Source organism: Burkholderia sp. E168m22 (assembly GCF_001319805.1).
In the GTDB taxonomy this organism is placed as follows: Bacteria; Pseudomonadota; Gammaproteobacteria; order Burkholderiales; family Burkholderiaceae; genus Burkholderia; species Burkholderia orbicola.
On record NZ_BBSK01000031.1, the window covers coordinates 1 to 22,306 of the forward strand.

Consider the following 22,306-nt stretch of genomic DNA (forward strand, 5'->3'; position numbering starts at 1 on the left):
GCCATCAAGCGCCCACACTTATCGGCTGTTAATTTTTAAAGAGCATTTCTGCGAGGAATCTTGAACCCCTCAGCAGCGCTGCGTTTTCAGCAGCAGAGAAACGAGATTATGAGCCGTGTTTCGCAGCTCGTCAACAACTTTCTGAACGACTTCGTTGCGACTGCGGGGCTCAACTTCCGTACCGCCGAGGCTCGCTACCGCCGAACCTCAACAGCACTGCTTCCCTTCCTTCCGCGCTGCGTTTCCGTTAGCGCGAAAGAGGCGTGATTCTACGCATCCCCCGGCAATCGCGCAAGGGGTTTGACGCAACTTTTTCACAAACGCCGCAATTCGGCCGTCCGGCCATGCCTGAGGCACGAGACCGCTTATGGTGCAAAGAACGGACTAGAATGTGAGGTTCTTCGCCTCTTTCTATATACGTCTTTAATATGCGCCAGCGAATCGCCAAACGCCTCCCCCCCGATGCCGACAAACTGGTCGGTCTGTCGCTTGCGCTCTTCGCGTCGGGCAGCCGCATCGAGGATCGCTTCTGGGAAGCGAAGCTCGATGCGCTGCTCGCCAAGATTGTCCGCAACGGCAATCAGACCACGCTCGACGCCGCGCTCGACCATCTCCAGCAGAATCATCCCGACGCCTACGGCGCGCTCGCCGACATGGCCGAGACGCACAGCGAGTCGATGGTGATCGAGCACGACGGCCAACCGTACGATGCGCTGCTGGTCGCCGTCCCGGTTCTCGCCTGGACGCGTTACATGATTCCGTCCGGTCCGCTCAAGGGCGACGTGGCCGACGCGCTGCGAACACATCTGCAGGCGCACGTCCTGGCGAACGGCACGCTCGTCGGGCTCGCCCCGTTCCTCTACAGCATCGACCAGTTGCCGCGGCACCACGTGGAAACCTACCGGCTGGCGCAGCAACTCGCCCATGCGGCAATCGGTCAGCACACCCCGAAGCTGAGCTTCGGCGATCTGCCGGAAACCTCGCCGATCCTGGCCGATCCGCGCTTCCTGCTGGCGGTCGTCGCCGCGCCGGCCGGCGCACCGCTGTTCCGCTGGCAGGAAGAAGAAAACGGCAGCCGCATCGAGCGCGGCCAGTGCCTTGAACAGTGGACGGCACAAGGCGGCCCGAACCTGTCGATCGCGCTGCCCGGATGCGAATTCGAATGCCTGCTTCCGGACGCGTACTACTCGGCCTGTCGCGATGCGGACGAACGTGTGCGTCCGCACACCGTCCGAACGGCCATTCGTTATCTATTCGACACACTTGGTGCGGCGCCGCAAGAGTTGCGGGCGGTGGTCGCCGGCTTCGGCGAGCGTCGTATCGATGAGTATCGCGTGGGCTTCACGCGGCGTGCCAGCAACGACGTGATCTACGGTGTCGTGTGGCCGCTCTACGGCCGTGAAAACGGCGACGTATCGACCGACAGCGCGACGCTCGAAGGCGAAGCGCCGATCGAAGGGCCGCTCGAAGAAATCGTGAGCCTGCTGAAGGAATGCGGCGTAACCGACGTCCGCAGGCACGCGGGCCGTTTCGAACCCGAATACTGCGACGACTGCGGCGTGCCGCTCTACGCAGATCCGCTCGGCGAAATCGTCCATGCGGAAATGCCGGAAGACGCGTCGCCCGCCCAGCCGCACTTCCACTGACAGTCCCCGCAGGCCCATCGGCCTGCCCCGCCAAAAGCCGCTTCCGGTGCCTGCCGAAGCGGCTTTTTTTCTTGTCCGATGCTCTGTCGCCGAAAATTTCGAACTTTTCCTAAGCCTTTCAGCCAAGCAGACATCGTGTAAGGTCTTTGTCATTATCGGGACCAGCTTATACCCGATAGCAGTCGATGACTCACCTTACGGAGATTGAATATGCGGTTCTTGGTGCTTAACTCAGACGCCGAACGGCGTGACGGACTGAAGGCCCTGCTGCGGCAGATCGACCGGCACGCCAGCATCAACGATGCGCCCGACAGTTTCCTGGCGCGCCGGCTACTGCGCACCCAGCGTTTCGACCTCGTCGCGATCGACTGGCTCGACGTGGGCCGGCTCAGCGAGCTCCAGGCACTCGGCAACGCGTGCTCGCCGACGCCGATCGCCGTCCTGGTCGACGAAGTCTCGCCCGAAGCCATCCAGCGCTTCTTCAACTACGGCGTCGCGGGCGTGATCCCGCATTCCACGCGGCCGCACCTGATCGTACGTGCGCTCGAGATCGTGCTGCTGGGCGGGCACTACATTCCGCCGATCGCCCTCAGCCTGCTGCCCACCCCGACGACGGCACGCCAGGATGCCCATTTCCAGACGCTCGCCGGCTCGCTGCCCCGCCGCCCGCCGAGCGGCCTCCTGTCGCCGCGGCAAGCGCAGATCATGCGGTTCGTCCACATGGGCAGCACGAACAAGATGATCGCGCGTACGCTCGGCATCAGCGAAGGCACCGTGAAGATCCACCTCGCGAGCATCTTCCAGCAGCTCGGCGCAGCAAACCGCGCCGCCGCCGTCGCGATCTACAACGGCTGGCTGTCGCCCCATCTCGAGGTGCTGCTGGCGAACCGCAACCGCACCCGCAAACCGGCCATCGGCGAACACGGCCCGGTTCCGCTGCGTACACAACGGCATGACCGTCCGTACCCGTTGCCTACCGCCCATGCCGGCACGCAGGACCTGCCGCTCGCCGCCGAACCGCGGCCACGGTTCCGGCGCGGACGCTAGGCAAACAGTCTCGATATTGCGACGATCGGGCATGTGCAGATTCCCACCTTTGATGCTCAACGAGTAATATGGACGCATGGGTTTTCTTTTCACACCGCTTCCGCTCTGGGTTGGCATCGGTGGCTGGATCGCCGCCGTGGCCCTGCTCGCGCTCGCGATCTGGAATCGCCCGTTCGTACGTCTGCAAGACGCCACGCTTCAGCACGTGTGGCTCGCGCTCGTCACCGCGATCACGGTCCTGTGGGCCTCGAACGCATGGCTCGAGGATGGCATCGTCATGCATCTGCTTGGCGCCACCCTGCTCGTCACGCTGTTCGACTGGACACTCGCGCTGGTCGCGATGGGCGCCGTCACGGCGATTGCCGCGGTCATCTTTGACGCGCCGTGGCAAGGCATCGGCCTGACCTATCTGATCTACGGTGCGCTGCCTGTCGGCGTGTCGGCGTTGCTGCAACGCGCCGCGCTCGCCTGGCTACCGCATAACCTCGCCTCGTTCATCACCGGGCAGGGCTTCCTGTCGCCGGCCATCGCGATCGTCGCGGTCGCCGCCGCGGCGGCAGGTGTCCAGCTCGCACTCGCCGACGGCGTGCCCGTCGTGATTCCGGCCGGCTATCTGCTGAACACCGCACTGCTGGCGCTCGGCGAAGCATGGTTCACCGGCATGGCAACGGCACTCATCGCCGTCTATCGCCCCGCGTGGGTCACGACCTTCGACGTCCGGCGCTACCGCCTCGGCGGCCCGCGCGCCTGAAAATCCCCCTGATCGGCTCGGCGCACACGCGTACCGGCGGTACTTCCGCGGCGCGCGCCGAATACGCCACCTACTGCTGCACAACTTTTTTACGCTAAGATTGAACTCCTGTTCTTCATCGGGCATCTATACGTGCCCGATGTCTCCTTCGCTCCTCACCAATAACCAGATGGACAGCTCTCCTGCCTCGCTCCGGATTTTCCGGGCGCTCGGCAAGCTGGCAGCCTGTATCGCGGGCCTGTCGCTTGCGCTTCCCGCACCGGTATTCGCCGATCTGCTCGACCAGCGCTCCGAACTGATCAACAAATTCGTCAACGAGATGCATGCCGATCCGCTCGCCGCCGATTGTGCGGCGCACGGCAGCTTCATCGCCAGCACGTCGACGGCGTTCGACCGCGTCGACTTCGCGCCGAACGCATTCGACAGCGGCAACGCGACGATCACGCCGTGGAACGACTCGTTCGACCAGGGCAAGCAGCGCGTGAAGGTCGACAACATCGTCACCGTCGACGGGCTCGGCATCCACAGCAACGGCAGCGATCCGACGCCGCTGAAATTCCGTTGCGGCTACGTCGGCCAGCAAATGCTCGCGTTCAGCTGGAACGACCCGGTTCCGCCGCTGAAGCCACGCGTCGAGCGCTCGTCGTCTTCGACGAAGAAGTTCAAGGGCAAGTCGCATCGCGGCAAGGCCAAGGCGAAGGCATCGGGTCGCACCGGCAGCAAGAAGGCCGTCGCGACGAAGAAATCAAGTGGCCAGAAGAAAGCCGTGAAGAAAAAAACCGCGAAGAAGTCCTGATACGACGGAGCGGCAACGACAGCAGCAAAAAAGCCGACGCATCGCAAGATGCGTCGGCTTTTTTCATGCGACGACGGCCGTGCTTAACCGAACGTGTCGATGTGCACCAGGATCGCGGCGAGCATCGCCGCGCCGAGCGCCGCGCTGCGCTCGCCGTTCCAGCCGACGCGCTCGTCGGGCAGGTTCGCGTTGTCCTTGAACGGCATTTCGAGCGTCAACGACAGACAGCCGAACTGGTGGCCGATGTACTTCGACGCGAGCTTCAGCGCATCTTCCTTGTACTTGCTCGCCGCGTAGCCATGCTCGGTCTGGAAGTCGGGGCTTGCGACCTTGAACGCGTCGATGAACGCAGCCTGCTCCTTGCCCTGCTGCTCGGTAAAGCTCGGCAGCATCTCCGAGCCGGCGACGAACACGTACGGCAGATCCTCGTCGCCGTGAATGTCGAAGAACATGTCGCAACCGATCGCGTGGATCGCATCGCGCACGGCCAGCACTTCGGGGCTGCGCTCGGCATCGGGTGCCATCCACTCGCGGTTCAGGTTCGCGCCGGCCGCATTGGTGCGCAGGTTACCGTGCACGCTGCCGTCCGGGTTCATGTTCGGGACGATGTAGAACGTCGCGCGATCGTAGAGCTTGCGCGCAACCGGATCGCCAGCCCAGTCGCCCCATCCGGCCAGCCGCTTGACCAGGCCTTCGACGAACCACTCGGCCATCGATTCGCCCGGATGCTGACGCGCGATGATCCACACCTTCTTCTTCGGCGCACCATCGGTTTCCGGCGTGCCGAGCGTCAGCAGCGACATCGGACGGCCTTCGACCGTACGGCCGAGCTCGACGACGCTCGCCTGCGGCAACTGCTGGACCGCACCGAGAAACGCCGCGTGACGCTCTTCCGAGTACGGTTCGAAATACGCGTAGTAGATGCTGTCGAACTCCGGCGTATGGTCGATGGTCATCGTCTTGCCGTCGAACGTCGTCGGCACGCGGAACCAGTCGACCCGGTCGTAGCTCGCCACCGCGTGGTAGTTGCGCCAGCCCGACGGATACGCGCATTCGGCTGCGTTCTCGAACGTCATCACGCATCGCTCGCCGCGCGCACCCGTCAAGCGGTAGTAAAACCATTGCGCGAACTCCGAACGATTGTCGCCGCGCACGCGCAGCCGGATCGCGTCGGGGCTGTCGCACGACACGACGTCGATTGCGCCTGCGTCGAAATTACTGGTGATCGAAAGGGCCATCTATCTCTCCTTTGTCGACCGGAGTTAGCGCTTTGGCGCTTACACCAGTCCCATGCAAAGCTCGCGACCGAAGCAGACGGTGTACCGCCTGTCCGGCCTCATAAGCGCCGGCCGTCTCGTGAACGCCGGCAGGGTTACTCGCCGACGCGCCGGCGATATACGTAAGTCGAATCGTTCGACGCAGCCGCATCGAACGCATAACCATCCGTCGCGAATTCCTTCAGCGCCTTCGGGTCGGTAATACGGTTCTCGACGACGAAACGCGCCATCAGGCCACGCGCGCGTTTCGCATGGAAGCTGATGATCTTGTAGCGTCCGCCCTTCCAGTCCTCGAATACCGGCGTGATGACCGGTGCGGCCAGCAGCTTCGGCTTGACCGACTTGAAGTATTCGGTCGACGCGCAGTTGACGAGCACGCGCGCCGCACCGCTGCGCGTCTCGAGCTGCTCGTTCAGTGCCCGCGTGATGCGGTCGCCCCAGAACGCATACAGATCCTTGCCGCGCGCGTTCGCGAACCGCGTGCCCATCTCGAGCCGATACGGCTGCAGCAGATCGAGCGGGCGCAGCAGCCCGTACAGGCCCGACAGCACGCGCACGTGCTGCTGCGCATAGTCGAGATCGGTGGACGACAGCGATTTCGCGTCGAACCCCTCGTAGACGTCGCCGTTGAACGCCAGCACGGCCTGCTTCGCGTTGGCCGGCGTGAAGGTCGGCGACCAGTCGGCGTAGCGCTGGAAGTTCAGGCGCGCGAGCGGATCGGAGATATCCATCAGCGTGGCGATGTCCTGCGGCGACAGCTTGCGCAGGCCGTCGATCAGCTCCGACGCGTCGTCGACGAATGCAGGCTTCGTGTAAGACTCGACATGCGCGGGCGTCTCGTAGTCGAGGGATTTGGCGGGAGAGAGAACGATTATCATAGAGGCTCGCTGGCACGCCGTGCCTTGCGGTCAGACGAAAACCACCGATTGTAACGAATGACCCGCTCTCTCGCCCCGCATGCCGCACACCGCGTCGTGCTCGACTCGAACGTCTGGATCGACATTCTCGTATTCGACGACCCCGCCACGCGCCCGATCCGTGCCGCGCTGGAGCACGGCACGCTGGCCGCCGTGATCGACGGCCGCTGCCTGACCGAACTCGAATACGTGCTCGACTATCCGCAGTTCCAGTCGCGCGCGATCGACAAGGCGGCCGCGCTCGCAACGGTCGCCCGGCTCGCGAGCCTCGTCGAACCGCCGCCCATCGACGCCGACGCGCCGCCGCTGCCGAAGTGCAAGGACCGCGACGATCAGAAATTTCTCGAACTCGCCCGCGCCGCGCAGGCCGATTGGCTCGTGTCGAAAGACCGCGCGCTGCTGAAGCTCGCGAAACGCACCGCACGCGACTTCGGTTTCCGAATCGCGCAACCCGCGCCGTTTGCCGAAGCCTGCGCACTCGATGCCGCGCCGCCCGCCACGGCGACGCCGGCCTGACGCCCCAATCCGAATTCGACCGTATCGATGAACGCTCCTTCAGATATGCCAACGACTCCCGTTTTCCCCTCGCGCCTGCCGAACGTCGGCACGACGATCTTCACGATCATGAGCGCGCTTGCCGCCGAAAAAGGTGCGGTGAACCTCGGCCAGGGCTTTCCGGATTTCGATTGCGATCCGCGCATCGTCGATGCAGTCGCCGCCGCGATGCGCAACGGGCACAACCAGTACCCGCCGATGGCCGGCGTCGCGCCGCTGCGCGACGCGATCGCCGACAAGATCGCGCAGGTGTACGGCCGGCGCTACGATCCGGCCACCGAAATCACCGTGACGGCCGGCGCGACCCAGGCGCTGCTGACGGCGATCCTGTGCGCGGTGCATCCGGGCGACGAAGTGATCGTGGTCGAGCCAACCTACGACAGCTATCTGCCGTCGATCGAACTCGCCGGCGGCAAGCCCGTGTTCGTCACGCTGGAGGCGCCCGACTACGCGATCCCGTTCGACCGTCTCGCGGCCGCGATCACGCCGAAAACGCGGATGATCCTGATCAACACGCCGCACAACCCGACGGGCACCGTGTGGCGCGAGGCGGACATGCGCAAGCTCGAGGACATCGTGCGCGGCACCAACGTGCTGATCCTGTCCGACGAGGTCTACGAGCACATGGTCTACGACGGCGCGCGCCACGAGAGCGTCGCGCGCTATCCGGAACTCGCCGCGCGCAGCTTCATCGTGTCGAGCTTCGGCAAGACCTATCACGTGACGGGCTGGAAGGTCGGTTACGTCGCGGCGCCTGCCGCGCTGACCGCGGAATTCCGCAAGGTCCACCAGTTCAACGTGTTCACGGTGAACACGCCGATGCAGATCGGGCTCGCCGACTACCTGCGGGACCCGGCGCCGTACCTGTCGCTCGCGGGCTTCTATCAGCGCAAGCGCGACTTCTTCCGGGCCGGCCTCGAGCGCACGCGCTTCAAGCTGCTGCCGTGCACGGGCACGTACTTCCAGTGCGTCGATTACTCGGCGATCAGCGACCTGCCCGAAGCGGAATTCTCGAAGTGGCTCACGTCGGAGATCGGCGTGGCCGCCATTCCGGTGTCGGCGTTCTATCACGAGCCGCACGAATCGGGCGTCATGCGCTTCTGCTTCGCGAAGCAGGAAAGCACGCTCGCGTCCGCGCTCGAACGGCTGGCCCGCCTGTAAGCCCCGCACGGGCGGCCGCACGCCGCCCTTCGAGAACCGCGGTTACGAACGCGCGACGTTCGCCGCTTCGACATACGCCTTGCGCTCGGCGGCCACGCGCTGCGCGGCAGGGCGTTCACTCACCATCTTGGCGTGCCCCTTCCAGTCGATGCCTGCATCGAGCAGGAAATCGCGCCCGTATATGGCCTTCGTCGCCATGCCGATGACCGGCAGATGGACCCACGCGGCGATGTCGGCGAGGCCGAACGAGTCGCCGAGCACATACGGCGAAAACCGTGTCATCTGCTTGAATGCATCGATCGCGCGGGGCAGGCGCTTCTCGACGTGCGCCTTCATCCCGTCGCTCACCTTGCCGCCGAAAAACGCTTCCGTGTACACCTCGCGCGCCATCCATTCGAGATACAGCTCGAGCGTCTCGACCAGTTCGCGCACCTTCGCCGCCGCGAACGGGCTCGTGGGGAAAATGCCTTTCTCGGGATAGCGCGCCGCCAGGTATTCGATGATCGCCTGCGACTCGAACAGCGCCCCCTCTTCGGTCTTCAGGAACGGAATCTTGCCGAGCGGCGAATCGGCAAGCTGCGCCGGATCGCTGATCGGCAAACCGCACACCGCTTCCTCGAACGGAATGTCGTGCTCGAGCAGGACGAACTTCACCTTGTTGTAGTAGTTGGACAACGGAATACCGCACAGCTGTAACATCGAAGTCTCCTTCCTTGCTCAGGGGCGGCCGCATCGACGCCAGCCGCATCGGGATTCATCACGCCGAAAAGCACGTTCGTGCTAGTCTAAAGCAAGTTTTGCGTTCGTCACGACAACATTACATCCACTGCGGCGTCGGCTCTGGCCGTCCGCACGACACACGCGGCGTCGTCGCCGCGCCACCCGATGGAGACACGCTCGCATGAGTGCTGAACTGCTGGCCTCGCGTCCGCCCGAGAGCGAATCGACGCTCGTCCTCACGCTGTCCAATCCTGGCGCGCGCAACGCGCTGCATCCCGACATGTACGCGGCGGGCATCGAAGCGCTCGCCACCGCCGAGCGCGATCCGGCGATTCGCGCCGTCGTGCTGACGGGCGCCGATCGCTTCTTCTGCGCCGGCGGCAACCTGAACCGGCTGCTCGAGAATCGCTCGAAGGATCCGTCCTTCCAGGCCGACAGCATCGATCAGCTCGCGGCATGGGTCACGGCGATCCGCGCATCGACGAAACCGGTGATCGCGGCCGTCGAAGGCGCCGCGGCCGGCGCGGGCTTCTCGCTCGCGCTCGCGTGCGACCTGATCGTCGCCGCACACGATGCGAAATTCGTGATGTCGTATGCGCGCGTCGGCCTGACGCCCGACGGCGGCGGCTCGTGGTTTCTCGCCCGCGCGCTGCCGCGTGCGATCGCGGCCGAAATCCTGTTCGAAGGCAAACCGGTCGCCGCCGAACGCCTGCATGCGCTCGGCGTCGTCAACCGGCTCGCCGCGCCAGGCACCGCATTGAGCGACGCACTGGCCTGGGCCGACGCACTCGCCGGCATCTCGCCGAATGCGCTCACGCGCATCAAGTCGCTGCTCGACGACGCGACCGCGCAACCGCTGGACGCGCACCTCGGCACCGAGCGCGATCATTTCGTCGCGTCGCTGCATCATGCGGACGGGCTCGAAGGCATCACCGCTTTTCTCGAGAAGCGTCAGCCGCGCTACAAGCGCTGATCCACCGCGTCGGACTTCGAACCGACGCCACGCCGCCGGGTCCATCCGATGCGGCCCGCCGACGCGTACGCCATGTCGGCGATGCTCTCCGGCCCCGCCGGGCCTGCCCGTCGGCACGCGCGTCTGCGTCGTCAGCAGCCCGTGTCGATCCATGCTCTAATGACCGCCTGTCGCGGCGCCGCCGGCGCCGTTTTCGCGCATGCCACACAGGAGTTGACGATGATCGACGTCTATAGCTGGGCGACCCCGAACGGCCACAAGGTACACATCATGCTCGAGGAAACCGGCCTCGCGTATCGTGCGCATCCGGTCGATATCGGTGCGGGCGACCAGTTCGAGCCCGAGTTCCTGAAGATCAGCCCGAACAACAAGATCCCGGCAATCGTGGATCCGGAGGGCCCCGGCGGCCAATCGATCTCGCTGTTCGAATCGGGCGCGATCCTGATTTACCTCGCGGAGAAGACCGGCAAGTTCCTGCCGACCGATCCGGCCGCGCGCTATGCGACGCTCGAGTGGCTGATGTTCCAGATGGGCGGTGTCGGCCCGATGCTCGGGCAGGCGCATCACTTCCGCCTCTATGCGCCGGAGAAGATCGAGTATGCGGTCAACCGCTATACGAACGAAGCGAAGCGCCTGTACAACGTGATGGAAAAGCGCCTCGGCGAATCCGAGTATCTGGCGGGCGACACGTACACGATCGCGGACATTGCGACGTTCCCGTGGACACGCTCATGGCAGAACCAGGGCATCGTGCTCGACGCGTTGCCGAACGTGAAGCGCTGGCACGAGACGATCGCCGCGCGACCGGCCGTGCAGCGCGGCGTCGAAGTGCTTGCGTCGATGCGCAAGGCGCTGCAGGACGACAAGGCACGCGAGGTGCTGTTCGGCGCAACGCAATACGCGAAGCGCTGACACGCACGTGGCGGTCGGAGCGGCATCCGTGCATGCCGCTCCGTGCGTCAGAAATAATGCAGCGTGATGAACTCCGCCGCGCACACCGGCAACGGCGCGTCGGGGCGCTCGACCTGCACCGATACCGACCACGTCACCTGAATGCCGCCGCGCGCGGCGTCGGCGGTTTCCTTCACCGCGAACAATGCACGCACGCGTGCCCCCACCGGCACCGGCTTCAAAAACCGCACGCGGTTCAAGCCGTAGTTCACGCCCATCTTCTGCTCGAAGCGCATTGCGTCGGTCATCAACGCAGGAATCAGCGACAGCGTCAGGAATCCGTGCGCGATCGGGCCGCCGAACGGCGACTCGCGCCGCGCGCGTTCGGGGTCGACGTGAATCCATTGATGATCGCCGGTCGCGTCGGCGAAACCGTCGACGCGCGGCTGGTCGATCTCGATCCAGCCGCTCGCGAGCGGCTCCGCGCCGACCCGCGCCTGCAGCGCCTGGGCCGAGGCGATCAGCGGCAAGGTCACGTCGGTCATGGGTTCGCGCCTCCCGGATGGCGCAGCCCGAAAATCACCTTGGTGTGCACGCTGATCACCGTCTCGCCGGCTTCGTTCACGCCGACCCATTCGGTCGACACGATGCCGCGATCGGGCTTGCTCTCCGACACGCGCTTGTCGTGCACCTTCTGGTACATCGTGATCGTGTCGCCGGCGCGCACCGGCTTCAGCCAGCGGATCGAATCGATGCCCGGCGAGCCCATGCTGGTCGAATCCGGCCCGAGCTTCTGAACCAGCAGGCTCATGAACACCGAGCACGTATGCCAGCCGCTCGCGACGAGCCCGCCGAAATGCGAGGCCTTCCCCGCTGCCTCGTCGACATGGAACGGCTGCGGATCGTAGCGCTTCGCGAACGTCTTGATGTCGTCCGGCTCGAACGTGTAGCGGCCCACTTCGGTGGTACTGCCGACCACCAGATCTTCGTAACTGATGCCCACTGATAAGTCTCCTTGTCTGACGCGCTCGCGCGTCACCGTCATGCTACGTCGGTCTGCGCGAAATCGGGCAGCGCCGTGATGCGGGCGAGGTGATGATCGGTATCGCCAAGCGTCGTCTCGATGATCGACAGCCGTTTGAACAGGTGCGCGGCGGCCACCTCGTTGGTCACGCCCATGCCGCCGTGCAATTGGACCGCCTGCTGGCCGACGAAGCGCGCGGCCGCCCCGACCCGGGCCTTCGCGGCCGACACGGCCTTGCGCCGTGCATCGGCATCGCCGTTCGCGTAGCGCACTGCCGCGAGATAGGTCAGTGAACGCGCCTGCTCGGCATGGATCAGCATGTCGACCATCCGGTGCTGCAGCGCCTGAAAACGCGCGATCGGCACGCCGAACTGCTCGCGCGTCTTCGTATATTCGACCGTCGCGCGATTCAGCTCGTCGAGCGCGCCAACCGCTTCCGCGCACAGCAGGAAGGTCGCGTAATCGGCGATCTGCTCGAGGGCCACCGCGTCGCGCGCACCGCCCGTCAGCAGTCGGGCCGGCGTGTCGTCGAACGTGATCGTCGCGGCACGCTGGCCGTCGATGGTCCGGTAGTCGACCACCTTCGTGTTCGCTGCATCGCGTTCGACGACGAAGAGGCCGATGCCGCCACCGTCGATTCGCGCAGGCACGATCCACACGTGCGCCTGCGCGCCGTGCTGAACCACCGACTTGGCGCCGGTCAGCCGGTACGTGCCGCCCTGCTCGCGTGCGTGCGTGTCGAGTTCGTATAGATCGTAGCGCGCCCGCGGTTCGTGGAATGCGACCGCCACGCGCTTTTGCCCTTGCGCGACCGCCTCCAGCAGCGCGGCATCGTCGCCTGCGCCGGAGCCGGCGATCCGCAACGCCTCGACGCCGACCGCCGTGGCCCAGTACGGCTCGATCACGAGCGCGCGGCCCAGCTCCTGCATCACGACCAGCATGTCGACCGGGCCGCCGCCGAAGCCGCCCTGTGCGTCCGGCACGGGCAACGCGGTCAAGCCGAGTTCGGTGAATGCGCGCCACTGCGCGTCCGACACACCGGCATCGCTACGCACGATCGCCTGGCGCGCTTCGAAGCCATATTGCTCGCCGAGATACCGGCGCAGCGCGTCGGCGAACTGCTGCTGCTCATCGGTAAAGCTGAAATCCATGGTTGTCTCCGTTCCCTGATCACAGCCCCAGAATCATCTGCGCGATGATGTTCTTCTGGATCTCGTTCGAACCGCCGTAGATCGACGTCTTCCGGTAATTGAAGTAGTACGCGGCGAGCGGCGCCGCATCGTCGTCGCCCGCGATGCTGTGCTCGCGCTCGCCGTCGAGGAACGGCACGTCGAATGGGGCGGCCAGCGGGCCGATCGCTTCGACCATCAGCTCGGTAAGCGCCTGCTGCACCTCGGTGCCCTTGATCTTCAGCATCGACGCCTCGGGGCCGGGCCCCTTGCCGCTCGTCTCGCGGCTGACGACGCGCAGCACCGTCACTTCCAGCGCCATCAACTCGACTTCGAGTGCTGCGACCTTCGCGGCGAACACGGGATCGGCGAGCAACGGCTTGCCGTTCTTGCGCTGATTCGATGCGACGCGCTTCAGGAACGCAAGCTCCCGCTTCGACGCGCCGACGCGCGCGATGCCGGTGCGCTCGTGGCCAAGCAGGTATTTCGCGTAGGTCCAGCCGCGGTTCTCGTCGCCGACGAGATTCTCGACCGGCACCTTCACGTCCTCGAAGAACACCTCGTTGACCTCGTGGTCCTCGTCGAGCATCACGATCGGGCGCACCGTGATGCCGGGCGTCTTCATGTCGATCAGCAGGAACGAGATGCCCTCCTGCTTCTTCGCGGCCGGATCGGTGCGCACGAGGCAGAACATCATGTCGGCGTACTGGCCGAGCGTGGTCCAGGTCTTCTGGCCGTTGACGACGTAGTGATCGCCGTGGCGCTCGGCGCGCGTGCGCAGCGACGCGAGGTCGGACCCGGAACCCGGCTCCGAATAACCCTGGCACCACCAGTCCGAGCCGTCGAGAATACGCGGCAGATAGTGGCGCTTCTGCGCATCGCTGCCGTATTTCATCAGGACCGGCGCGACCATCGACACCCCGAACGGCAGCACGGTCGGCGCACCGATCCGCGCGCACTCCTCGTCCCAGATGTGCCGCTGCGTCGCGTTCCAGCCCGGGCCGCCATATTCGACCGGCCACGCGGGTGCGGACCAGCCGCGCTGGCCCAGAATCCGGTGCCAGCTCGCGAAATCCTCGCGGTCGAGTCGCTTGTGATCGAGTACCTTGGCGCGCAGTGCGTGAGGCAGGTTGGCCTCGAGCCAGGCGCGGACGTCAACGCGGAACGCGTCGTCGGCGGGGGAATAATCCAGATCCATGCGCAGTGTCTCCTGTCCGCGACCGTCCGGGCCGGCCAGGACACACTGCGTACGTCATTGCAGCGGTTCTTTCAGCGCGGCTGGAATCGGCAGCGGCATCACGTCGATGCCTTCTTCGACCAAGGACTGCGCATCCTCTGGCGTCGTGACGCCGCGAATGCTGCGTGCGGGCGCCTCGTTGTAATGGATGCGCCGCGCTTCCTCGGCGAAGCGCTCGCCCACGTTCTCGGTCTTCTCCAGCACCTCGCGCAGCGCGCGCATCACCTGCGCCTGCAGCGCACGCGGATCGGCCGGCTGCGCCTGCGTCGCGCCCGACAGGTTCAGGCGCGGCGCCGACGGCAGACGGTTGACCTCGGTGGTCCCGCACACCGGACATTCGACCAGCTTGCGGGACAACTGCGCTTCGAATTCATCGGCGGAAGCGAACCAGCCTTCGAACCGATGACCGTGCGGGCACTGTAAATCGAGGACCTTCATGCTGAATCAGGGCGTGTGACGAGTGTAGCGCAAAAAGCGGTTTTGTGAACGATCGTGCTAAATCGCGATCACGCGGCGCGAATGCGCCACATCACGGGATTGTAACGCGGTGCCCCGGCCGCCGCTGACGCCGTGCTCAGGGCGTGACGACCGGCCCGAGCGGCCACGTGCCGGACAGCACCTTGTCGAGCCACATCGTGCCAATGATCGTCTTCACGTCGGAGATCTGGCCCGTGCGCACCCATTCCTGCAGATCTGCCAGCGTCGCGGTGAAGGTTTCGAGGAATTCGCCTTCGTCGAGCTTGCGCTCGCCGGCCGTGAGCCCGCGCGCGAGGTACAGGTCGATGAATTCGGTCGAATAGGAAATGATCGGGTGGATGCGGGCCAGGAACACGTACTCGCGCGCCGTGTAGCCGGTTTCCTCGCGCAGTTCGCGCACCGCGCACGCGAGCGCGCCTTCGTTCGGGTCGAGCTTGCCGGCCGGGAATTCGGCCATCACCTTGCCGATCGGATAGCGGAACTGGCTTTCCATCAGCACGCGGCCGTCGTCGAACAGCGGGATCACCATCACCGCACCCGGGTGCTGGACGTATTCGCGCGTGGCCTTCTTGCCGTCCGGCAGACGGACGGTGTCGCGCTTGAGCTTGAGGAACGCGCCTTCGAAGATCGCCTCGCTCTCGAGGCAGGTTTCGGTCAGTGCGGCGTCGTGATTGGGTAGTTCGGCCATCGGCGGCTCCTGAATGAGCACGACGGACGGCCGAAGCCGTCAGCGTCGTTTGACGAGATACTGGAACGTGAAGCCGGGAAACGCGAACACGACGAAGAGACTGAACGTGATCGCGTAAAACTGCCAGCCCTGTTCGAAGCGGTTGCCGGCGCGCGACTCGAGCCAGAAGCCGAGCGCGCCGACGACGAAGTACAGCACGATCAGCTCGCCGATCCGCACCCACGCGTTCTTCTTGGTCGCGCCGAACGGCACGACGGCGAAGAGGCGTTGGTTCAGGAACGGCAGGTTGGCGCAGACGAGCGCCAACAGCACGATGAACCAGCCGGCTGCCGACATTACAGCGGCAGCGTGTGACGGATTGCCTGCAGGCAGGCAGTCAGCAGCGGGCTCGGGATCAGGCCGAGCACGACGACCGCCAGGCCGTTCAGCACGAGAATCGTGCGCTTGCAGAAATCGCCCGAGATCGGCGTCGAATCCTGCGGGGCATCGAAGTACATCAGCTTCACGATGCGCAGGTAGTAGAACGCACCGAACAGCGACGTGATCACGGCCAGCACGGCCAGCCACGTGAGGCCCGCGTTGACGGTCGCCTCGAGCACGGCCAGCTTCGCGTAGAAGCCGACGGTCGGCGGGATGCCGGCCAGCGAGAACATCATGACCATCATCACGAACGCGAACACCGGGCTGCGCTTGTTGAGGCCCTTGAAGTCGTCGATCGTTTCCGCTTCGAAATCGCGGCGCGCGAGCAGCATCACCACGCCGAACGAGCCGAGCGTCGTGATCAGGTAGACGATCGCGTAGAACATCGCCGAGCTGTACGCGTTCGCCGGTGCCGCCGCGTCGCCCTTCACGATGCCCGCGAGCAGGCCGAGCAGCACGAAGCCCATGTTCGAGATCGCCGAGTACGCGAGCATCCGCTTGATGTTGCGCTGGACGATACCGGTGATGTTACCGACGATCAGCGACAGCGCGGCGAGGATCACGAGCGCGGTCTGCCAGTTCTGGGCGAGCGGCAGCAGGCCCATCACCAGGAAGCGCAGGCCCCATGCGAACGCGGCAACCTTCGGGCCGCCGCCGACGAACAGCGTCATCGCGGTCGGTGCGCCCTGGTAGACGTCCGGCACCCACATGTGGAACGGCACGGCGCCGAGCTTGAACGCGATACCGGCGACGATGAAGATCACGCCGAACATCAGCACGGCCGCGTCGGTGTTGCCGCCGACCGCCTTGTACACCTCACCCAGTTCGAGCGAGCCGGTCGCGCCGTAGAGCATCGAGATGCCGTACAGCACGAAGCCCGACGCGAGCGCGCCCAGCACGTAGTACTTCATCGCGGCTTCGCTCGACTGTGCGGCGTCGCGGCGCAGCGCGATGACCGCGTACAGCGACAGCGACATCAGTTCGAGGCCGAGGTACAGCGTCAGGAAGTTGTTGCCCGACACCATGACCAGCTGACCGAGCAGCGAGAACATGCCGAGCAGGAACACGTCGCCGCGGAACATGTCGCGGTCTTCGAGGTACTTGCGCGAATAGACGAGCGAGACCGCGAAACCGAACGACACGACCGCCTTCATCATGCTCGCGAACGAGTCGACGACGATCATCTTCGAGAAGAAGTAGTACGGCTGCGGGTCGAGCGCCTGGACCGCGAACCACACGCCGGCGACCACCGACGAGACGACTGCGATCAGATAGGTCAGGCGGCGACCGGAAGCACCGGCAAAGGTGTCGTTCAGCCATGCGACGACGATGGCGGCCATCACCAGCGCGTCGGGCAACAGGACATTCATAGGAGCGTTCATGATCTTGAGTTCCTCCGCTCGCGATTACTGGGCCAGCGGCAGCTTCGACTGCGCGACGTGGGAGAGGAGGTTTTCGACGGAAACGTGCATCACGTCGGTGAAAGGCTTCGGATACAGGCCCATCAGCAGCGTGAACGCGGCGAGCACGGCCAGCATCAGGAATTCGCGACGGCCGATGTCCTTCAGCTTGGCGACGTGATCGTTCGCCACCGCGCCGAAATACACGCGCTTGTACATCCACAGCGTGTAGGCCGCGCCGAGGATCAGCGTGAATGCCGCGCCGAATGCGATCCAGAAGTTGTACTGGACGGCCGCGAGAATCACCATGAACTCGCCGACGAAACCCGACGTACCCGGCAGGCCGCAGTTGGCCATCGAGAACAGCATCGCGAATGCCGCGAACTTCGGCATCACGTTCACGACGCCGCCGTAGTCGGCGATCTGGCGCGAGTGCACGCGGTCGTACAACACGCCGATGCAGAGGAACATCGCGCCCGACACGAAGCCGTGCGAGATCATCTGGATGATCGCGCCTTCGACGCCGAGCTGGTTGAAGATGAAGAAGCCGAGCGTGACGAAGCCCATGTGCGCGATCGACGAATACGCGACCAGCTTCTTCATGTCGGCCTGCACCATCGCGACGAGGCCGATGTAGATCACCGCGATCAGCGACAGCGTGATCACGACGGGTGCCAGGAAGTGGCTCGCGTCAGGCGTGATCGGCAGCGAGAAGCGCAGGAAACCGTATGCGCCGAGCTTCAGCATAATCGCAGCCAGCACGACCGAGCCGCCTGTCGGCGCTTCCACGTGCGCGTCCGGCAGCCACGTGTGCACCGGCCACATCGGCACCTTCACCGCGAACGCGAGGAAGAAGGCAATGAACAGCAAGATCTGTGGCGTCATCGCGATCTTCGCGTTCTGCCACGTCGCGAGGTCGAACGAATGCGTTTCCGTGTACAGGTAGATCAGCGCGACCAGCATCAGCAGCGAGCCGGCCAGCGTGTACAGGAAGAACTTGAATGCCGCATACACGCGGTTCGGGCCGCCCCACACGCCGATGATGATGTACATCGGGATCAGGGTCGCCTCGAAGAACACGTAGAACAGCAGGCCGTCGGCCGCCGAGAACACGCCGATCATGATCCCGGACAGGATCAGGAATGCCGCGAGGTACTGCGCGACGTTCTCGGTGATCACTTCCCATGCGGCGATCACGACGATCACCGTGATCAGCGCGGTCAGCACGACGAACCACATCGAGATGCCGTCGACGCCGAGGTGATACGCAATGTCGAAGCGTTCGATCCAGGTCGACTTCTCGACGAACTGCAGCGCGGCCGTGCTCGAGTCGAAGCCCGTGATCAACGGGATCGTGACCGCGAGGCCGAGCAGCGCGCCGATCAGCGCAACCCAGCGGGCCGTCCCCGGATTTTTGTCGTTACCTACCGCCAACACGAGGAGGCCGAAAACGATCGGCAGCCAGATCGCGGTACTGAGAATCGGAAAAGCGTGCATTAGTGTTGTCTCCCCGCCTTATTTGCCGCCGAGCGTTACAAACAGGGTCAGGAGCCCCAGCATGCCGATGATCATGGCGAACGCGTAGTGATAGATGTAACCGGATTGGAGGAAGCGGATCACGCCGGCGAACCAGCCGATGAACCGGGCGCTGCCGTTGACGAGGCCATCGATCACCACGACGTCACCCTCCTTCCACAGGCCGCGGCCGATCGCCACCGAACCGCGGGCGAACACCACTTCGTTGATCTTGTCCATGTAGTACTTGTTGTCCAGCAGCGTGTAGATCGGGCCGAACGCGCGGCGGATCGACGCCGGCAGCTCCGGACGCTTCAGGTACAGGAACCACGCGACGACCACACCGGCGAGCGCCAGCCACACCGGCAGGCCCGACACCGAGTGCAGGCCCATGCCCACCCAGCCGTGGAACTCTTCGGCCATCTCGGCGAGTGCCGGATGGTTTTCGCCGATGAAGATCACCTTGTCGAATGCGACGCCGTGCTGGAAGAAATCGCCGAACAGCATCGGGCTGATCGCGATCGCGCCGATGATCACCGACGGGATCGCCAGCAGGACCAGCGGCACCCACACGACCCACGGGGTCTCGTGCGGCTCGTGCGCGTGGTCGTCATGACCGTGGCCGTGATCGCCGTGACCGTGCGCGGCCGCCATGCCCATCGGCGATTCCGGATGCTTCGGCTTGCGGAAGCGCTCCTCGCCGTGGAACACCAGGAAGTACATGCGGAACGAGTACAGCGCCGTGACGAACACGCTCGCGACGACCGCGAAGTACGCGAAGCCCGAACCCGGCAGGTGCGACAGCTTCACCGCGTCGATGATCGAGTCCTTCGAGTAGAAGCCCGAGAAGAACGGCGTGCCAATCAGCGCGAGCGAACCGACGAGCGACGTGATCCACGTGATCGGCATGTACTTGCGCAGGCCGCCCATGTTGCGCATGTCCTGGTCGTGGTGCATGCCCATGATGACCGAGCCGGCGCCGAGGAACAGCAGCGCCTTGAAGAACGCGTGCGTCATCAGGTGGAACACGGCGACCGGGTAAGCGGACACGCCGAGCGCGACGGTCATGTAGCCGAGCTGCGACAGCGTCGAGTACGCGACCACGCGCTTGATGTCGTTCTGGACGATGCCGAGGAAGCCCATGAAGAGCGCCGTGATCGCGCCGATCACCGTGATGAACGACAGCGCGGTATCCGACAGTTCGAACAGCGGCGACATGCGCGACACCATGAAGATGCCGGCCGTCACCATCGTCGCCGCGTGAATCAGCGCCGAGATCGGGGTCGGGCCTTCCATCGAGTCCGGCAGCCACACGTGCAGCGGGAACTGGGCCGACTTACCCATCGCGCCGATGAACAGGCAGATACAGGCAACGGTCAGCAGGCCCCAGTCGGTGCCCGGGAAGTGCAGGCTCGCCAGTTCGGCGCGCTTCGCGAACACTTCGCCGTAGTTCATCGAGCCGGCGAACGCGAGCAGCAGGCCGATGCCGAGCAGGAAGCCGAAGTCGCCCACGCGGTTCACGAGGAACGCCTTCATGTTCGCGTAGATCGCGCTCTCACGCGTGAAGTAGAAGCCGATCAGCAGGTACGACACCAGACCCACCGCTTCCCAGCCGAAGAACAGCTGCAGGAAGTTGTTGCTCATCACGAGCATCAGCATCGAGAACGTGAACAGCGAGATGTACGAGAAGAAGCGCTGGTAGCCGTCTTCCTCCGCCATGTAGCCGATCGTGTACACGTGCACCATCAGCGAGACGAAGGTCACGACGACCATCATCATCGCGGTCAGCGAATCGACGAGGAAGCCGACTTCGAGCTTCAGCGAGCCGACGTTCATCCATTCGTAGACGGTCGCGTTGAAGCTCGCGCCGCCCATCACGTCGAAGAAGACTTTCGCCGACAGGAGGAACGCGATCAATACGCCGAGGATCGTGATCCGGTGTGCGCCCTTGCGCCCGACTGCGTTCCCGAACAGCCCCGCAATCAGCGAGCCGGCCAGCGGAGCGAGCGGAATCGCCAGCAGCAGGTTTTCATTGAGTGTCGTTGACATAACAGCGTAGCCTGAAATTAACCTTTGAGCTGATCGAGATCCTCGACATTGATCGTGTCGAGCTTACGGAACAGGGTCACCAGAATCGCGAGGCCGATCGCGGCTTCCGCGGCGGCGACGGTCAGCACGAAGAACACGAAGATCTGGCCGTGCACGTCGCCGAGGTAATGCGAGAACGCGACGAAGTTGGTGTTCACCGCCAGCAGCATCAGTTCGATCGACATCAGGATGATGATGACGTTGCGGCGGTTCAGGAAAATCCCGACGATCGCGATCGCGAACAGGATCGCGCCGAGCACAAGGTAGTGAGCAAGAGTCAGCATGGTTTTCTTTTCCTCCGCTTAGCCGTTGGTGCCCGAACCGGCTTCGCTCTGCGCCGTTTCCGGCTGCGGCTTGTCCGCTTCCATCTTCACGAGGCGCACGCGGTCGTTGCGGCGCACCTTGACCTGATCCGACACGCGCTGGCGCTTGCTGTCCTTGCCCTTGCGTTCGGTCAGCCCGATCGCGGCAATGATCGCGACCAGCAGCACGAGGCCGGCGATTTCGAACGCGAAGATGTAGTCGGTGTAGATCACCTTGCCGATCAGGCGCGTATTCGACCAGTTGGCCATCTCGCCCGTCGCCATCGCATGCACGGTGTGCGTGTCGCCGTAACCGCGCCACAGGATCAGCGCGGTTTCGATCACGATGATCGCGCCGACCACGGTCGCCATCGGCACGAAGCGCTTGAAGTCGCGGCGCAGGTAGTCGATGTTGATGTCCAGCATCATCACGACGAACAGGAACAGCACCATCACCGCGCCCACGTAGACCAGAACCAGCAGGATCGCGAGGAACTCCGCTTCCAGCAGCATCCAGATCGCGGCGGCGTTGAAGAACGCCAGCACAAGGAAAAGCGCAGACGCCACCGGGTTGCGCGAAGTGATCACCTTCAGCCCTGATACCACCAGGAGCAGCGCGAAGATGTAGAACAGTACGGTCGTGAATTCCATGATTACCGGTTCATCGTTAGGCCATAGTCAGGCGCGGCTTGCGGAACGCCCGCACCCGTCGCGGCGGCTCGGCCCGTGCATCGTTCATGCCGGGCCGGCACTGCAAACACAATCAACGATACGGCGCGTCGGCAGCCTTCGCCGCGGCGATGTCCTTCTCGTAGCGATCGCCCACCGCGAGCAGCATTTCCTTCGTGAAATACAGGTCGCCGCGCTTTTCGCCGTGGTACTCGAGAATCTGCGTCTCGACGATCGAATCGACCGGGCAGCTCTCTTCGCAGAAACCGCAGAAGATGCACTTCGTCAGGTCGATGTCGTAGCGCGTCGTGCGGCGCGTGTTGTCCGCGCGCGTTTCCGATTCGATCGTGATCGCCAGCGCGGGGCACACGGCCTCGCACAGCTTGCACGCGATGCAGCGCTCTTCGCCGTTTTCGTAGCGGCGCAGCGCGTGCAGCCCGCGGAAACGCGGCGAAATCGGGGTCTTCTCTTCCGGGAACTGCACGGTGAACTTGCGCTTGAACGTGTAGCGACCGGTCAGCGCGAGCCCCTTCAGCAGCTCGGTCAGGAAGAAAGTCTTAAAGAAGTGTTGGATAGCCGTCAT

The 22,306-nt window shown here is 64.4% G+C and carries 25 protein-coding genes; 9 read left to right on the forward strand and 16 right to left on the reverse strand.

Annotated features, from left to right (window positions below; translation table 11 throughout):
- Nucleotides 1-60 precede the first annotated feature (60 nt).
- From AP428_RS37135 to AP428_RS08730, 5 genes are all read left to right on the forward strand, one after another.
- The gene (locus tag AP428_RS37135) at nt 61-267 is read left to right on the forward strand and encodes a hypothetical protein (protein WP_197285590.1); all 207 of its coding nucleotides are present in this window, start codon (nt 61-63) and stop codon (nt 265-267) included.
- A 161-nt stretch (nt 268-428) separates the two neighbouring features.
- Nucleotides 429-1,646, forward strand: coding sequence for a DUF2863 family protein (locus tag AP428_RS08715; protein WP_012328889.1), 1,218 nt, complete (start codon nt 429-431; stop codon nt 1,644-1,646).
- Nucleotides 1,647-1,856: 210 nt separating this feature from the next.
- Complete coding sequence (locus AP428_RS08720) at nt 1,857-2,693, forward strand: response regulator transcription factor (RefSeq protein ID WP_054928003.1); 837 nt, start codon at nt 1,857-1,859, stop codon at nt 2,691-2,693.
- Nucleotides 2,694-2,769: 76 nt separating this feature from the next.
- On the forward strand, nt 2,770-3,444 hold the full coding sequence (locus AP428_RS08725; RefSeq protein ID WP_011545801.1) for an energy-coupling factor ABC transporter permease: 675 nt from the start codon (nt 2,770-2,772) through the stop codon (nt 3,442-3,444).
- 139 nt (nt 3,445-3,583) lie between these two features.
- Nucleotides 3,584-4,240 carry a BspC domain-containing protein gene (locus AP428_RS08730; RefSeq protein ID WP_011545802.1) on the forward strand — a complete coding sequence of 219 codons (657 nt, stop codon included), beginning with the start codon at nt 3,584-3,586 and terminating at the stop codon, nt 4,238-4,240.
- Between the two features lie 83 nt (nt 4,241-4,323).
- On the opposite strand, the gene AP428_RS08735 is transcribed toward AP428_RS08730, so the two are convergent.
- Nucleotides 4,324-5,478: a M14-type cytosolic carboxypeptidase gene (locus AP428_RS08735; protein ID WP_011545803.1), complete on the reverse strand. Its 1,155-nt coding sequence runs from the start codon at nt 5,476-5,478 to the stop codon at nt 4,324-4,326.
- A gap of 134 nt (nt 5,479-5,612) precedes the next feature.
- Nucleotides 5,613-6,395, reverse strand: a complete 783-nt coding sequence (gene yaaA / locus AP428_RS08740) for a peroxide stress protein YaaA (RefSeq protein WP_054928004.1) — start codon at nt 6,393-6,395, stop codon at nt 5,613-5,615.
- A gap of 57 nt (nt 6,396-6,452) precedes the next feature.
- Between yaaA and AP428_RS08745 the strand changes: the two genes are divergently transcribed.
- Both AP428_RS08745 and AP428_RS08750 read left to right on the forward strand, forming a co-directional pair.
- Nucleotides 6,453-6,950 (forward strand): putative toxin-antitoxin system toxin component, PIN family, encoded by a 498-nt coding sequence (locus AP428_RS08745; protein WP_054928005.1) that lies wholly within the window; start codon nt 6,453-6,455, stop codon nt 6,948-6,950.
- Between the two features lie 27 nt (nt 6,951-6,977).
- Nucleotides 6,978-8,150 (forward strand): pyridoxal phosphate-dependent aminotransferase, encoded by a 1,173-nt coding sequence (locus AP428_RS08750; RefSeq protein ID WP_054928006.1) that lies wholly within the window; start codon nt 6,978-6,980, stop codon nt 8,148-8,150.
- A gap of 42 nt (nt 8,151-8,192) precedes the next feature.
- On the opposite strand, the gene AP428_RS08755 is transcribed toward AP428_RS08750, so the two are convergent.
- The gene (locus AP428_RS08755; protein WP_054928007.1) at nt 8,193-8,849 is read right to left on the reverse strand and encodes a glutathione S-transferase; all 657 of its coding nucleotides are present in this window, start codon (nt 8,847-8,849) and stop codon (nt 8,193-8,195) included.
- Between the two features lie 202 nt (nt 8,850-9,051).
- Here AP428_RS08755 and AP428_RS08760 point away from each other — a divergent pair, with 202 nt between their 5' ends.
- A complete protein-coding gene (locus AP428_RS08760; RefSeq protein WP_012328896.1) occupies nt 9,052-9,843 on the forward strand; it encodes an oxepin-CoA hydrolase, alternative type in 792 nt (263 codons plus the stop codon).
- 219 nt (nt 9,844-10,062) lie between these two features.
- Entirely contained in the window at nt 10,063-10,755 is a 693-nt protein-coding gene (locus AP428_RS08765) for a glutathione binding-like protein (protein ID WP_054928012.1), read from the forward strand.
- Nucleotides 10,756-10,802: 47 nt separating this feature from the next.
- Here AP428_RS08765 and AP428_RS08770 read toward each other — a convergent pair whose 3' ends face one another.
- The 13 genes from AP428_RS08770 to nuoI form a co-directional block, all read right to left on the reverse strand.
- Nucleotides 10,803-11,279, reverse strand: coding sequence for a MaoC family dehydratase (locus tag AP428_RS08770; protein WP_006496999.1), 477 nt, complete (start codon nt 11,277-11,279; stop codon nt 10,803-10,805).
- The gene (locus tag AP428_RS08775) at nt 11,276-11,737 is read right to left on the reverse strand and encodes a MaoC family dehydratase (protein ID WP_012328898.1); all 462 of its coding nucleotides are present in this window, start codon (nt 11,735-11,737) and stop codon (nt 11,276-11,278) included. Before AP428_RS08775 ends, AP428_RS08770 begins: the two co-directional genes overlap by 4 nt.
- A 38-nt stretch (nt 11,738-11,775) precedes the next feature.
- On the reverse strand, nt 11,776-12,909 hold the full coding sequence (locus tag AP428_RS08780; RefSeq protein ID WP_011545810.1) for an acyl-CoA dehydrogenase family protein: 1,134 nt from the start codon (nt 12,907-12,909) through the stop codon (nt 11,776-11,778).
- Nucleotides 12,910-12,928: 19 nt separating this feature from the next.
- On the reverse strand, nt 12,929-14,125 hold the full coding sequence (locus tag AP428_RS08785; RefSeq protein ID WP_011545811.1) for an acyl-CoA dehydrogenase family protein: 1,197 nt from the start codon (nt 14,123-14,125) through the stop codon (nt 12,929-12,931).
- Nucleotides 14,126-14,179: 54 nt separating this feature from the next.
- The gene (locus tag AP428_RS08790; protein WP_006478278.1) at nt 14,180-14,602 is read right to left on the reverse strand and encodes a DUF1178 family protein; all 423 of its coding nucleotides are present in this window, start codon (nt 14,600-14,602) and stop codon (nt 14,180-14,182) included.
- A 136-nt stretch (nt 14,603-14,738) separates the two neighbouring features.
- Nucleotides 14,739-15,329 carry an NUDIX domain-containing protein gene (locus tag AP428_RS08795; protein ID WP_006478277.1) on the reverse strand — a complete coding sequence of 197 codons (591 nt, stop codon included), beginning with the start codon at nt 15,327-15,329 and terminating at the stop codon, nt 14,739-14,741.
- A gap of 39 nt (nt 15,330-15,368) precedes the next feature.
- Nucleotides 15,369-15,665: a DUF2818 family protein gene (locus tag AP428_RS08800; protein ID WP_006478276.1), complete on the reverse strand. Its 297-nt coding sequence runs from the start codon at nt 15,663-15,665 to the stop codon at nt 15,369-15,371.
- Nucleotides 15,665-17,119 (reverse strand): NADH-quinone oxidoreductase subunit NuoN, encoded by a 1,455-nt coding sequence (gene nuoN / locus AP428_RS08805; protein ID WP_023476907.1) that lies wholly within the window; start codon nt 17,117-17,119, stop codon nt 15,665-15,667. The genes AP428_RS08800 and nuoN overlap by 1 nt, the downstream gene beginning before the upstream one ends.
- Before the next feature lie 36 nt (nt 17,120-17,155).
- The gene (locus AP428_RS08810) at nt 17,156-18,646 is read right to left on the reverse strand and encodes an NADH-quinone oxidoreductase subunit M (protein ID WP_006484881.1); all 1,491 of its coding nucleotides are present in this window, start codon (nt 18,644-18,646) and stop codon (nt 17,156-17,158) included.
- 18 nt (nt 18,647-18,664) lie between these two features.
- Nucleotides 18,665-20,713, reverse strand: a complete 2,049-nt coding sequence (gene nuoL, locus AP428_RS08815; protein ID WP_054928008.1) for an NADH-quinone oxidoreductase subunit L — start codon at nt 20,711-20,713, stop codon at nt 18,665-18,667.
- 17 nt (nt 20,714-20,730) lie between these two features.
- The gene (gene nuoK / locus AP428_RS08820; protein ID WP_006478272.1) at nt 20,731-21,036 is read right to left on the reverse strand and encodes an NADH-quinone oxidoreductase subunit NuoK; all 306 of its coding nucleotides are present in this window, start codon (nt 21,034-21,036) and stop codon (nt 20,731-20,733) included.
- Nucleotides 21,037-21,054: 18 nt separating this feature from the next.
- Entirely contained in the window at nt 21,055-21,705 is a 651-nt protein-coding gene (locus AP428_RS08825; protein ID WP_011545812.1) for an NADH-quinone oxidoreductase subunit J, read from the reverse strand.
- A gap of 112 nt (nt 21,706-21,817) precedes the next feature.
- The gene (nuoI, locus tag AP428_RS08830; protein WP_006478270.1) at nt 21,818-22,306 is read right to left on the reverse strand and encodes an NADH-quinone oxidoreductase subunit NuoI; all 489 of its coding nucleotides are present in this window, start codon (nt 22,304-22,306) and stop codon (nt 21,818-21,820) included.